Consider the following 12299-nt stretch of genomic DNA (forward strand, 5'->3'; position numbering starts at 1 on the left):
GCGCTGGCGGATCGAAGAGTGTTTCCAGCAGGCCAAGAACGAAGCCGGACTGGATCACTACCAGGTCCGGTCCTGGCGGGCGTGGTACGCCCACATCACCCTGTCGATGCTCGCCCACGCCTGGCTCGCCGTCGCCAAATCCCTTGCCATAAAAGGGGAATCGGTATCGCCGAACCAGACATGATCAGCTTTACACTACCGGAGATCCGGCGCCTGCTCACCAAGCTGGTCCTGCGTGTCGCCGACGCCGCCGAACACATCTGGTCCTGGTCACGCTTCCGCCGCCGACGACAACACCAAGCCCGCCTCAGCCACTACAAACGCCGCGGCTACCCACTTCCTTAACTGCCGTTGCAGTACTAGACAACCGGAAGGACACCAGCTTCATGCGGATCACGGTCATCGGCGGCGGCATCATCGGGCTGAGCTGTGCCCTGCGACTGGCCGAACGGGGAGCGCGGGTGACCGTGCGCACCGCGGCCGCACCACAGGACACGACCTCCATGGTCGCGGGCGGGCTTGTCTACCCCCGCCACTGTGAACCGGAGAACCGGACCGGCCGGTGGACCGCCGTGAGCGTCGCCGAGTTCCGGCGGCTGGCCGCCGAGCCGGGAACCGGCGTGCGATCGGTGCCCGGCAGGCTGCTGCGCCGCGAGCATCGCCCGGTGCCGGACTGGGCGGACGCCGTGGGCGGGATGATCCGGCGCACCGACGTGGGTGAGCCATGGGTGGACGCGCTGGAGTTCAGCCCGCCGCTGATCGACACCGCCGTGTACCTACCCTGGCTGGCCGCGCGGGCAGAGGCGGCCGGGGTGCGCACGGAGTACGGCCACGTCGAGAGCCTGGACACCGATGGCGTCGATCTGGTGGTCAACGCCGCCGGTCTCGGCGCGCGGGAACTGGTGCCCGACGAGACGGTGGTCCCCGCGCGGGGGCAGGTGGTGCACGTGGCCGACCCCGGCCTCGGCGAGTGGATCGTGGACGAGGACGACTTCACCTACGTGCTCCCACACGGCGAATAGGAGTGTTGCCTTAGGGAGGTACGCAGATAACGCGGCCCCCGGAGGTGCTGGCACACCAACCGAGGGCCTTGATCGGAAATCGAGGTTCCGACCCATGAGTAACGATACGACCACACCCAGCGTGACTGAGTTGGCCGCCGAACTGCACGCGATCCGGCGCCGCCTCGAGCAGATCGAGGCCATGATCGCCGCCATCGAGAACGAGGAGGCGGCCCGATGATCGCCCTCTACGTCCTCATCGGCCTGCTGGTCGCCGCCGTTCTCGTCTCCACCATCACCCTCCACAAGCGCATGTCCCGGATGGAAGACGAGGTCCTCAGCTGTGTGCACGAGGCAGTGAGGCGGCGCAACAACCTGTCTCGCCGCTACTTCTCGGCGCTCGTCGCCACGGAAGCACTCGGCGTCGACCTCGGCGAACTGTTGTCCGAGGCCCAGAAGATCCGGGGCGAGCAGGACACCTGACAGATAGTGCCCGGTACGTCACTCCGACGTACCGGGCACTGCCTGGTGGTTCAGGTAAGGATTTGTACTTCAACCACCTGCACCGCGTACACCTGGGGGCGCAGGGCTGAGTTTTCAGTCCGATCGGACGAGAAACTACTTCCGCATCTCCCGGAGCTGCTTCAGCAGGTCGTCCAGGTCCCAGCGTGCGTGACCACCAGGCGTCACCAACGCTGGCGTGACCAGCCCGTCTCGGTGCCAGCGCACGAGCGTGCCGCGATCAACGCCGATGGCCTTCGCAGCCTCGCCGGTCGGGATCAGTTTCGCGGACACGCCCGCAACGATCACACGCACTCGTGACTAATTCACCTGCTATGTCACGTTCCCCACGAACACCTACGAACACATCACCTTGCGTCGTTATGCAACGAATGCCACGATTGCCACGTTCTACGAGAGGTGGGCGGCATGGCTGAGGGACCGGAGTGGGTCACATTCACGCAGGTCAGCGGACATACCGCAGCCGGTAAACGGGTGCAGGTCAAGACCGGTGTCGTCATGCACGACGGCGGCCCACGCTTCGCGATCGCAATCGGCTCCACCCCGCCGGTCATCGTCGACGACGAGAACGGCAAGCAGCTCGGAGTGAACACGTTCGTCGCCCTGCACGAGAAGACGAAGCGGGCGCGCCGACCATGAGCCCCCGGACGAAACCACGGTGGGAGACGGCCAGCCAGCGGCGCCACATCATCCGCGAACACCGCGTGGTCGACGGAGTCGGATGGGTGCTCACCGGCTGTGGATCGCTGGCCGAGCAGAGCCGCTACGACCTGCGGATGGTCGACCCACCGACGTGCCCTGTCTGCCGCATGCTGCACCCCTCGACTTAGTCCCCCACGACTAAATTCCCGCGAATAAGAACTTTTCTCGGGGAGAGAAAAGGAGGCTCTGGGCGGGGTCACGTCGTTGCTGGTCAGCCCGTGCTACCCCTGCCCCCTCCCTGCCCCCGCCACTGGACCCCCAGGCACCCGAGCCAGTTGTAGGCCAGACACCAACGGCTAAGTTCCATCGCCTCGATGGACTCGCGTTGGTCATCGAGGTGACCTGCACCAGGCGAGCACCTGGTGCAGGGGTGGGACCTGGGGGCAGGCGGGGGGCACCCACCACGCGCTGATGACCAGCACGTTCGTGACCCATTCCGAAGGCTTCCCGCTGTGTGTACGGGTCTGGGGATTCTGGCGCCAAGTTCAAAGATGGATTCGGGCTGCATCTATCTCGACGGGAGACGGCCCCCGGCGCGCTGGAAGGGGGACGCGCCGGGGCCGATTGGGTGGCGCTGCCCGGGTTCGCAGTTCGGATGAAGCGCCACCGGTCTTAGAAGAACAGGCCTCCGGTGCCTGCTGTGTATGCGACCTGCCCGTACCAGGAGACGGGGAGGTCACTGCGCGCCGGGGAGGCAGTGGGGGCCGCCCTGTACTCGGACCGCTCGGCGTCGGCAACGACCTGCCGTATGACGGCGAGCAGCTCGTGCTCAACGCGGCCTCGGTGCAGGTGCCGCTCCACCAGTTCGACTTGCCGGTCGATGTGATGGGGGATGTCACCGGCAATTCGCCAGATGCTGCCGTCTCCCATGTGGACGGTGCAGGCGCGTTCACCGGCTTGTAGCGGCTCCTGCTCGCCGCTGCCGCGGTTGATGCGGATGCTCATGACAGGGTCTCCTTGCTGTTGAGCAGCTCGTCACGCCATGCGTTATCGCGAGCGTGTTCGTCCTCGGCGATCTGGCGTGCTTGTTCCTGACGGCGTTCGATGAGCGCCTGCCGGTTTTCCTCGCCCACGGCCTGGTTGGCCATACCGCGGAGTCGGTGGAGCACGTTGACGCGCTGGACGAGTCCGGCGCGGGCATCGGGGCTGACTGTGCCTGTGGGTGTTGTGGGGCCGTCTCCCGTCCAGTGCGCCAACAACTGCTCGGCGTCGGCGAGTTCGGTGTCGATGCGGTCGAGCCACTCGGTAGCTCCACCGAAGCCCACGGGGCGGTCGGGGACGGTGCCGCGGGCCAGCGCCCTAACGGCGCGGTCAAGGTCGCGCTCACGTTGACGTCGGCACTTGTCGCCACAGAACGAGGGGGGCCGACCGGTGGGGTCGGTACGTTCGATGACCTGACGGCATACGGGGCAGTGGCGCTGCTGGAGCCGCTTGACGCGCAGCACGATCGCGCACTGCTCTCCGCAGCACCACGAGATGACCCGGCCGCGTCGGATTGCGTACCGGTACGCGCCGTCGCTGTTGACGTTGACGGGCACGTCGCAGTTCATGCACTTCGGCTGCCCATCTGCTTCTACTTTCGCCATGCGGAAATTATATCCCGTCTGGCGAAAATCGCGAACGCGACGCGCGCTTCATCGTTCGATGTCCTCCGGGTTCTGTCGCATCCAGGTCTGGAACTCGGCGAGGAGGTCGTCGTCGAGGTCGATTCCGCAGATCTCGGCGAGGTGGACGCCGAAGCTGTTGGCGACGGCAGCGAGTTCGATCACGAGAGATTCGAGGTCGGTGGTGGCGAGGAGTGCCTGTTGCGCGACCGTGTCGCCATGGAGCCCTGCGCGCATCATGGCGATTGCCGTGGAGACTTCGGCGGCCTGGGTGCTCATGGTCGCCTCCCGAGCACCGTTTGGACGTTGCCGCCGCGCACTCGGATCATCTTGCGCAAGGCACGCGCGAACTCCTCGTCCGCGCCGGTGGTGTTGATCGTGACCTCCACCTTCGACGCTGGCTGCGGGAAGCGGATGTTGCTGCGCTGGAATGCGACGGCAGCGGCCCGCGCACTGGCGCTGGCAGTGGGCCGGTGATGGAGTCGTGAGGGCCACCAGTTGGCGGCCTCGCCGTCGCCACCGATCACGCCGCCGAGCGCATCGCCTACGGCTGCCTGTCGGCCAGAGGTGAGGGAATTGCGCCACCGCTCGACCGCTCCATGCCCGCCAGCGGCCTGCACTTCTCGGGCGGTGAGAACGTGCTCGCCGTTGGACACGCGGGCAAGGACGGAATCCGATGTGCCCGAACCGGGGCCGCGGATCTCGCCACCCGTGGCGAAGCCGCCGGCCAGTGCCCTCTGGCCGAACATCGCCAGCCCGAACGGTCCGGGCATGACGGTCTCAACCACGGTGCGGATGTGGCGGGGAATCCGGTCGTAGGCGTTGATCAAGTCGCGTGCTGCCGCGATCGCCGTCAACATCCCAGGGTTCGTGATCGCCGTGGTTACGTCATTAGGGATGCCGAGATACCGGTTCGCGAGTGTCCGCGCCTGGTCGGCGTTGAATCCCATCTGGCGCATCTCTCGGATGAACTGGTCCCGCCGCTCGGTCGTGGCGGCTACGGCGGCCGCGGTCGCTTCCTCCTGCGACTTCCCCTGTGACCTGGCGGTGTCGAATGCGGTCTGCGCCAGCGTCTTGTAATCCTCGCCCTGCTGGATCAACTGCTCCGACAGTGCCCGCCCAGCCTCGGTGGTGATGTTCGCGTGGCCTGCGGCGTTGAGTAGCTCCCCGCGCCAGTTCTCGGACTCTTCCTTCACGCCCTTGATGGACTCGCCGATCTCGTCGAGGCCACCCTCGAACGCGGCCTGCGCTTCCTCCATCGTGAGCGCGACACCGAACAGTCGGCGCCACGCATCGTTGAGCGCGTCGGCCTTGTCAGAGGTGTCCGCGGTCTGATCGGCCAGAACTCCCAGGGACTCCTCGAGTGCGTCGACGCCCGGCTTCGACTGGAACGACGCGGTGCCGAGTTTCGCCGTCGCAGCGGCGGCCTGCTCGAGCTCGGCCCGGTAGCCCGGCAAGGACGCCATGACTTCGTCGAGTGATTTGCCGGTCTCCTTGGCGATGCGGTTGACGATCTCCGCAGCGCCTTCGAGGTTGCCCGATGCCGCCATGTTGGCCAGAGACTGATCGAGTGCGTCGATCCGCTCGGTACCGCGGGCGAAACTGGAGTCCAGCCCCTGCAGGAAGTTGCCCAGAACGGGGATGCCCTCCACGAGGTTCCCGATGAACTTCTCGATCCCCCCGGCGTTGACCTGGTCGATGCCGAGACCGAGGTGTTCCATGTCGGCGCCCAGGACCCGCGCCGCCTCACCGCTGGCCTTGCCCGTCTTGACCCAGTCCTTCAGACCCTCGTCAAGTGCCTCGACCTCCGGGTTCAGCGCGGACACCTTCGACAGCGCCATGCCCATCCCGAGAGCGATTCCGACACCGGCCAGCTTCAGCGCGCGGCCCCGCTTCTCAGCGTCCCTGGTGGCGGAACCGAACGCGACTACCGACGAGGTCACGCCGCCGATCACACTTTGCACGGCGGCAAGGCCCTTCATGGCCACAGCCAGGGACACCCACGCGCCGATCGCCGGGCCGAGGATCCCGGTCATGGGCTCGATGATGCTCAGAACGGCGTCCAGCATGCCCAGCGCGTGCCCGAGGCTGGAGGACACCAGGGGTAGCGCATTGCCCGACAGGTCGCCGATGACACCGATCAGCCGGGTGACGACGTCGGCTACTTCGTCGCCGTGTTCGGCCCATAGTCCGGTGAGGTCGCCGAGGATCCCGCCGACTTCGGGAAGTACGCCACGGACGAGATCCCCGAAGTGCTCGATCCCCTGCCCTGCCTCGTCCGAGCGCTGCGACACGATGTCGAAGAACTCCCCTAGCCCGGTGCCGGCGTCCTTCAGGAGCGACTCGAACCCATCCATCACCGGCCCGGCGCGCTCGACAGAGCGCACCATGCCGGGCATGGCGTTCTCTGCGAACCCGATCACGCCGGCAGTGAGGGTCTCGACGTGCGGTGCGCTCGCCGCGAACGCCCGCGACAGCTCCGGCCGGAGCCGTTGGTAGGCCGCGCCGATATCCTGCGCCGCACCGACGAACTCGTCGGCGAGTGGTGCGGCGTCCTGCGCGATACCAGTCTTGACTGCGCCGGACAGGTCCTCGAACGACTGCTTGATCTTGGTGTTCTCTTTGAGCGCCACCGCACCCAAACCCACGAACGCCAGGGGCAGTGCACCGACCGCCGCACCAACCGCCGCCGCGGAAGCGGCGGACGCCACGGTGAAGCCGCCTAGGGCCTTGACGCCCCGGCTGGTCATGCGGTCGATCGCATCCCCAACCCGATCGAACTTGTCGCTGGCCTTGTCGATGCCGAGGATCGTGAAGACGAGATCTTGTGCAGCCATCACGCCGCTCCCGTCTCGATACGCCGCATCCGTGCCCTCGTGAGTTCAGGCAGCGTCGGACAGGTGGAGGAGTGACCCACAACGACGTTCCACTCCTCTGGAGGGGTGGCGGTCACTCCGAGCCCCCCGGTGCATTTCGAACAGGGCTCGGTGCGGGCGATCTCGGGTAGCAGGTCGCCGACCGGGATGAACATCGGTTCCGTCATGACACGTCCTCCGGTTGATAGTCGTTTTCCACACTTGCGGGGCCGTGTGGAAACTGCAGAAGCTCTCCACCAGGCGTTTCCACGGTTTCCACGGTTTCCACAGATCTGTGAGCAGGTCGGTAGATCCCACGCCCGCCCTTGGTGATGCGGCCGGACTGCTCGAGGCGCCGCAGGTACTCCCCCGCGTGCTTGGGCTCGATACCGAGCTCGACCGCGAGACGAGTCGGGCCGATCCCGTCCGGGTGCTGCCCGACGATGCGAACGATCTGAGTGGAGCGGTCCCCGAGTCCGGCGGACTCCTCGCGGTCCCTCGCAGTGACGGCTGCCTCGGCCAGGTCTCCCCCGTCGAGCGTCCACCTGCCGTCGGCCACGCTCAGCGCGTACTCGGCCTCGGGCACGTCCCGGCCGGTCACCTTCAGCACGCCCTCAGTGGACTGTCGCTTTCGGACCAGAACACAGATCGTGTCCATCGCCCCGGCCAGACCGTTGGTGCCAGACACCGACTCCACGAAGTCCTCGGTGGCCGCCTTGCGGTCGTGGTGGACCACGACCAGCGCCAGCCCAGGGTGATCGTCGGCGATGGCTTTCAGGGCACCGGCAATGCGGTAGTCCCGCTGATACGCGGACTCCCCCGGGCGCGCCTCGGGCATGACCTTGCCGAGGGTGTCGAGCACGACCAGCACGGTGTCCGGGTGCCGCTGCAGGAACGCCTGGATCGTCGCGATGACCTGCCGCGGCTGCACCTTGGTGACGTAGTTGAACCGTCCGGGGATCGGTCCGTCGTCGAGCAGCTCCCGGCACCGCTTCTGCATCCGCCGATCCCCGTCCTCAAGGGCCAGGTACAGCACCGGTTTCCTCGGTCCGGTGGGGATCTTCCCCAGCGCGTACCCGCCTTCGGCGACGGCCAGCAGGATCCCGCCGAGGAAGTAGCTCTTCCCGACCTTCGGGGGGCCGATCAGGACCATCGCGCCCTCGGGGATGAGTCCGGGCACCGCGTAGTTGAGCGGCGGGAACACCTGACGGTCGAGCCACTCGCCGTTGCGGATCCCCGCCAGCAGGTCGAGATCTGTGGAAACCGTGGAATCTGTGGAAACGGGAGTGTTTCCGCTGGTCAGGTCCTCGCACTCGTTTCCACACTCGGCGCGCTGTGTGGAAACGAGTGCGGGTGGGTCGTCGGGAAGGAACACGTGCCTCCCGGTGGGGCAGGTCATGCCACCCCCTGCGATCCCAGGAACCGCTCGAGGTGGCCCTCGGCGTCGAGCAGACCAGCAGCCCGCAGGTGGTACCAGGTCGACCGGGATGCCAACAGATTCGGCAGCGTCGGCGGCAACGGCAGGTCTACGCCGCACTCGTGATGGTCGAGGGGACATCCGCAGGGAGGTCCGACACGGCCAACGGTCTCTCGACTAAACTCGAGGTATCCGGCTTCATGGTGGACGCTGGGTGTTTCGAGAGCCGCCTGGGCGACTGCCCCGCCCAGGCGGTTTTCTTCTGCCCGCATACGCTACGCCACCTCCCGAAAGTCGGAGGTGAGGTCGGCCAACGTAAGACGCTGACGTGCCAGAGCAGCTCGGACGATACGAGCAGCGCGGGCGAGTTGGGCGGGGTCATCTATCGCGCGAAGGGCTGCACGGCGCTGATGTTCAGCGCGGGCCTTAGCGGCGCGATCAATCGGGGGGAATGCGGACACACCTGTCTCCTGGAATGAATTCCAGGAGAAGTGGTGCGCGCGTTTGCCGTCGGCATCCCGCCGAGGGGTACTCCGCGCCGCGGTGGCCCGGCTACTCCATCTCTGGCCGATGCACGGTGTCGGTTACCCGCGTGACTACCGCTTACGGGGATCACCAATGCAGCAGCATTGAGTTGACGAGTGCCAGACTACACGATTGTGATTTGTTCTAGCGCAGGCGGCGCCAATCGATCTCGACACGCTCGCCGATCGGTGTCCAGCGTCCGCGAGCGCCCCGGTTGACCGTGACGCGCTCGATGAACAGGAGTAGGAACTCACGCTGCTCATCGAGCAGCATGTCGGGCCATGCCTGCCGGGCAGTGTTGATGTCGATCCCGGCCATTGGTGGTGGGATGGCGGCCAGTTCACTACGTAGCCGCTGCTCGGTCTCGGCCATGGACCGACGCGCCGACGCCCACTCCGAGTCCATGAGATCGCCAGCACCCCACTCTGTGGCCAGCTTGTTACGGCGCCCGTCGAGCGCGGTCAGATCCGCTGTGATCTTGTCGCGCAACTGGCCGTGGTCGTCGGCGCCGATAGCGTCGAGGAACTCGGGCCGGTCGAGCTCGGCGAACAGGGTGTCGACCACGTGCTTCTCCACGGCGTCCATCTTGATACCCACGCAGCCGCTGCCGCCGCGGGATTCCGGCCGGCACAGCAAGTACGGGAGCTTGGTACCGCCGTACTTTCGAGTGGTGCCGTATAGGGGAGCTCCGCACGCCCCGCAGGCGGTGAGCCCGCCAGTCAGCAGGTATTTGCGGCCGGTCGAGGTGCCGAAGTACTTCTCGTTCACGTCGATGGTGCCACCGTCAGCAAGTTTGACCCGGCGTGGCTGCGCAAGCCGAGCCTTGACGGCCTGCCAGATGTCCTCGGTGACGATCGGTTCCCAAGTGCCGCGGGCCACGATCCGGCCCTGGTGGACGCGGTGCCCGGCGATCGTGGGCGAGTTGATCCATGACTTGATAGCGCCCGGGCTGATGGCGCCGCCCCGCGGACCCCGTACTCCGCGGTCCTTTAGATCCTTGACGATGCTGTTGAGCCCCCAGCCGGAGAGGATCCTATCCACCGTGTCGCGGATGATCTCGGCCTCTTCCGGCACGATCTCCAGCGTCCTGGCGCCGTCGTCGCGCACCGCTGGACGGTAGCCGAAGCGGCGACCCCCACCCGGCGGCGCTCCCGATGCGGCGATCTCGGTCAACCGGTCGTTGAGCCTGCGCTTCAGCCTGCGAACCTCCCCGGCGCCGAGCACCGCCTTAATCCCGGCGATCTCGTCTTGCACGCGCACGGTCCCGTCCCTGTTCGTGTGCAGTTCGGTGATCCCGGCGCTGTCCAGCTCAGCGGCGACCTTGAACCACTCGACCTCCTGCCGTACGAACCGGTACTGCTCCACGCTCCAGATATGCGCGATCCGGCCATCGTTGATCCACTCACGCAGCCGGTTGAACTCGGGGCGCTCGACCCCTGGGTCAGCAGCGGTGATGTCGTTGTCGGTAAACACCTCGATCGGCATGTCTGGCCAGGTTGCCGCGGCGTACTCTCGGCCCCACTTCTCCTGCGCCTCGACGCCCTCACGGCGCCCTCGCTTGTCCTGGCTAATCCGGCAGTACAGCGCGACGTAATGGGTCATGCCGGGAAGTATCATCTAGGTGCCGCTTGACAGCAAGTCACGTACGCGGTCTGCGGTGGCACGGAGGAACCGGGCATGGAGGAGACCGAGCCCGACCAGGCGGTCACCGAGAGCATCCTGCGCCGCTGCCGGGCCCTGGTGCCGGAGCTCGCCGACGCATCCGTGCTGCGCACGAAGGTCGGCCTGCGCCCCGCCCGCCCCGAGGTCCGGCTGGACCGCGTGGACGACGTCATCCACTGCTACGGCCACGGCGGTGCGGGCGTGACCCTCTCCTGGGGGTGCGCCGACGAGGTGGCCGATGTTGCGGGGTTGGCAACCTCGCCTCCGTTGTGATGATTTTCCCGCGCCACGCGGGAAATCCGTGAGCGGTTCGCTCTAGCGTGCTCGCATGAACACGCAGGGGTCCTCGGTACGGGCGCGGGAACTGGGAAGTGAACTGAAGCGGTGGCGGGAGAAGTCGGGGCTGACGGCCCAGCGCCTGGCGCTTTCGCTGGGCTGGTCGCCCAGCAAGGTGTGCAGGATGGAGGGCGGGTCCCGGAGCTCGCCCGACATCGATGTAGCGGTCTACCTGGCGCGATGTGATGCGCCGAGGCGCGAGCGGGACCGGCTGCTGCGGTTGGCGCGGCAGTCCGATGCGGAGTACCGGCTGCAGGACCACGGCGAGAAGCTGCCGGACGAGCTGTATTCGCTGATCGAGCTGGAGACGACGGCGGACGTGATCGCCTCGTACGAACCGCTTGTGGTCCCGGGACTGCTGCAGACCGAGGCATACGTGCGGGAACTGCTGCGCTGGGGCAAGCATCCGACCGGCGACGAGTTCGAGATACGGGTGCGCGCCCGGCTCGCCCGCCAGCGGATACTGCACCGGCAGCGCCCGCCACGGCTGGGGTTCTTCGTGCACGAATGCGCGTTGCGTTCCATGGTCGGCAGTGCCCGGCTGATGAACGAGCAGCTGCTGCACCTCGCGCTGGCCAGTTCGTGGCCGCGCTGTGAGGTCAGGGTGATCGAGTCGGCCACGATGCCGGTCGGCGTGTTCGGTGGCTCATTCCGGCTGATGCGGTTCAGCGAACACCGTCCCGTCGCGTACGCGAAGACGTTGACGGCCAGCCTGTTCCTGGAGGAGGCCGAAAAGATCCGCCGGTACGCCGAGGTGCTCAACGAACTCGCCGTGCACGCCCTGAATGGGGGACAATCTCGGGAGTGGCTTGCCAGCCTGGCAAGTGAGTACGACCGAGTGGAGACCGACCGCGATGACCCAGCAGCACCGTTCCGGCCCGGACTGGCGTAAGAGCAGCTACAGCGATGCCGACGGCGACGGCGACTGTGTCGAGGTCGACTTCCGGCGTGACTTGGTGGGTCTGCGGGATTCCAAGTCGCCGGAGGCGGGCGCGTTGCGGGTGACTGCTCGGACGTGGCGCGCGTTCCTTGCCGGTACGCGTGTCCGATAGTTCGCCGGGCCCGCCGATGGTCCGCATTCCCAGCGGGACCGTGGATCTTCGCGACGACCGGCGCGGCACGCGCTGGCAGGTGGAGATCGATCCCTTCCTGCTCGGCCGGTACCCCGTCACGAACGCGGACGACTCCCTGCCGCTGACGAACGTCAGCTGGTTCGACGCGATCGAGCTGTGCAACCAGTTCTCGGCGCGATCGGGCCTGCGGCAGGCCTACCTCCGGGACGCGAGTGGGGAGGTGACCTGTGACTGGTCGGCCGAGGGGTATCGCCTGCCGACCGAGGCGGAGTGGCAGTACGCCTGCAAGGCGGGCACCAGCGGGTATCGGTACGGCGAGATCGACGACATCGCCTGGTACGCGGACAACTCCGGGGGCCGGGTGCACGACGTCGGCGGCAAGGCGCCCAACCCGTGGGGGCTGCACGACATGCTCGGCAACGTCTGGGAGTGGTGCTGGGACCTCTACGACGAGGAGGTCTACGGCGAGTACCGCATCTTCCGTGGCGGGGGCTGGGCCGAGTCGGCGCGGGGATGCGGGGCGTCGGTGCGCCGCCGCAGCCACCCCACGTTCGCCATCGACGACCTCGGCTTCCGGCTGGCCCGGACCGTGGCGTGAGGGC

General features: G+C 67.0%; 17 protein-coding genes and 2 pseudogenes. 11 read left to right on the forward strand and 8 right to left on the reverse strand.

The genetic code is table 11. The annotated features are described in order from the left end of the window. The 5 genes and pseudogenes from BM199_RS17310 to BM199_RS17320 form a co-directional block, all read left to right on the forward strand. Window positions 1-184 (forward strand): annotated as a pseudogene (locus tag BM199_RS17310) (IS701 family transposase); the annotation flags it as partial. Further along, a complete protein-coding gene (locus tag BM199_RS33900; protein ID WP_177242661.1) occupies window positions 181-345 on the forward strand; it encodes a hypothetical protein in 165 nt (54 codons plus the stop codon). The pseudogene BM199_RS17310 and the gene BM199_RS33900, both read left to right, overlap by 4 nt. Window positions 346-386: 41 nt before the next feature. Beyond that, window positions 387-1022: an FAD-dependent oxidoreductase gene (locus BM199_RS17315; protein ID WP_091674295.1), complete on the forward strand. Its 636-nt coding sequence runs from the start codon at window positions 387-389 to the stop codon at window positions 1020-1022. Between the two features lie 94 nt (window positions 1023-1116). Further along, window positions 1117-1242 (forward strand): hypothetical protein, encoded by a 126-nt coding sequence (locus BM199_RS34940; RefSeq protein ID WP_281245711.1) that lies wholly within the window; start codon window positions 1117-1119, stop codon window positions 1240-1242. After that, window positions 1239-1484 carry a hypothetical protein gene (locus BM199_RS17320; RefSeq protein WP_091674296.1) on the forward strand — a complete coding sequence of 82 codons (246 nt, stop codon included), beginning with the start codon at window positions 1239-1241 and terminating at the stop codon, window positions 1482-1484. The genes BM199_RS34940 and BM199_RS17320 overlap by 4 nt, the downstream gene beginning before the upstream one ends. 135 nt (window positions 1485-1619) lie before the next feature. On the opposite strand, the gene BM199_RS17325 is transcribed toward BM199_RS17320, so the two are convergent. Next, window positions 1620-1796: a MerR family transcriptional regulator gene (locus BM199_RS17325; protein ID WP_091674473.1), complete on the reverse strand. Its 177-nt coding sequence runs from the start codon at window positions 1794-1796 to the stop codon at window positions 1620-1622. Window positions 1797-1931: 135 nt separating this feature from the next. Between BM199_RS17325 and BM199_RS17330 the strand changes: the two genes are divergently transcribed. Together BM199_RS17330 and BM199_RS17335 are read left to right on the forward strand one after the other, a co-directional pair. After that, window positions 1932-2162 (forward strand): hypothetical protein, encoded by a 231-nt coding sequence (locus BM199_RS17330; protein ID WP_091674297.1) that lies wholly within the window; start codon window positions 1932-1934, stop codon window positions 2160-2162. Further along, entirely contained in the window at window positions 2159-2353 is a 195-nt protein-coding gene (locus BM199_RS17335) for a hypothetical protein (protein ID WP_091674298.1), read from the forward strand. The genes BM199_RS17330 and BM199_RS17335 overlap by 4 nt, the downstream gene beginning before the upstream one ends. A gap of 484 nt (window positions 2354-2837) precedes the next feature. Here BM199_RS17335 and BM199_RS17340 read toward each other — a convergent pair whose 3' ends face one another. The 7 genes from BM199_RS17340 to BM199_RS17375 all read right to left on the reverse strand — a co-directional run bounded on the left by BM199_RS17340 (window position 2838) and on the right by BM199_RS17375 (window position 10228). Beyond that, on the reverse strand, window positions 2838-3170 hold the full coding sequence (locus tag BM199_RS17340; protein WP_091674299.1) for a hypothetical protein: 333 nt from the start codon (window positions 3168-3170) through the stop codon (window positions 2838-2840). Further along, window positions 3167-3811, reverse strand: coding sequence for a hypothetical protein (locus tag BM199_RS17345; RefSeq protein ID WP_143101843.1), 645 nt, complete (start codon window positions 3809-3811; stop codon window positions 3167-3169). The genes BM199_RS17340 and BM199_RS17345 overlap by 4 nt, the downstream gene beginning before the upstream one ends. Before the next feature lie 48 nt (window positions 3812-3859). Next, on the reverse strand, window positions 3860-4108 hold the full coding sequence (locus BM199_RS17350) for a hypothetical protein (protein WP_091674301.1): 249 nt from the start codon (window positions 4106-4108) through the stop codon (window positions 3860-3862). Then, window positions 4105-6666, reverse strand: coding sequence for a hypothetical protein (locus BM199_RS17355; protein ID WP_091674302.1), 2562 nt, complete (start codon window positions 6664-6666; stop codon window positions 4105-4107). The genes BM199_RS17350 and BM199_RS17355 overlap by 4 nt, the downstream gene beginning before the upstream one ends. Beyond that, window positions 6666-6872 carry a hypothetical protein gene (locus BM199_RS17360; RefSeq protein ID WP_091674303.1) on the reverse strand — a complete coding sequence of 69 codons (207 nt, stop codon included), beginning with the start codon at window positions 6870-6872 and terminating at the stop codon, window positions 6666-6668. The genes BM199_RS17355 and BM199_RS17360 overlap by 1 nt, the downstream gene beginning before the upstream one ends. Then, on the reverse strand, window positions 6869-8083 hold the full coding sequence (locus BM199_RS17365; protein WP_177242662.1) for an AAA family ATPase: 1215 nt from the start codon (window positions 8081-8083) through the stop codon (window positions 6869-6871). Before BM199_RS17365 ends, BM199_RS17360 begins: the two co-directional genes overlap by 4 nt. Before the next feature lie 687 nt (window positions 8084-8770). Beyond that, window positions 8771-10228: a recombinase family protein gene (locus BM199_RS17375; protein WP_177242663.1), complete on the reverse strand. Its 1458-nt coding sequence runs from the start codon at window positions 10226-10228 to the stop codon at window positions 8771-8773. A 60-nt stretch (window positions 10229-10288) separates the two neighbouring features. Between BM199_RS17375 and BM199_RS17380 the strand changes: the two are divergent. From BM199_RS17380 to BM199_RS17395, 4 genes and pseudogenes are all read left to right on the forward strand, one after another. Then, window positions 10289-10561: pseudogene (locus BM199_RS17380) on the forward strand (FAD-dependent oxidoreductase); the annotation flags it as partial. A gap of 55 nt (window positions 10562-10616) precedes the next feature. After that, a complete protein-coding gene (locus BM199_RS17385) occupies window positions 10617-11516 on the forward strand; it encodes a helix-turn-helix domain-containing protein (protein WP_091674308.1) in 900 nt (299 codons plus the stop codon). Then, window positions 11479-11676, forward strand: a complete 198-nt coding sequence (locus BM199_RS17390; protein ID WP_091674309.1) for a DUF397 domain-containing protein — start codon at window positions 11479-11481, stop codon at window positions 11674-11676. Before BM199_RS17385 ends, BM199_RS17390 begins: the two co-directional genes overlap by 38 nt. Further along, window positions 11666-12295, forward strand: coding sequence for a formylglycine-generating enzyme family protein (locus BM199_RS17395; RefSeq protein ID WP_342741716.1), 630 nt, complete (start codon window positions 11666-11668; stop codon window positions 12293-12295). Before BM199_RS17390 ends, BM199_RS17395 begins: the two co-directional genes overlap by 11 nt. Window positions 12296-12299: the final 4 nt, after the last annotated feature.

The sequence above is a fragment of the Amycolatopsis marina genome, assembly GCF_900111885.1.
Classification (GTDB): domain Bacteria; phylum Actinomycetota; class Actinomycetes; order Mycobacteriales; family Pseudonocardiaceae; genus Amycolatopsis; species Amycolatopsis marina.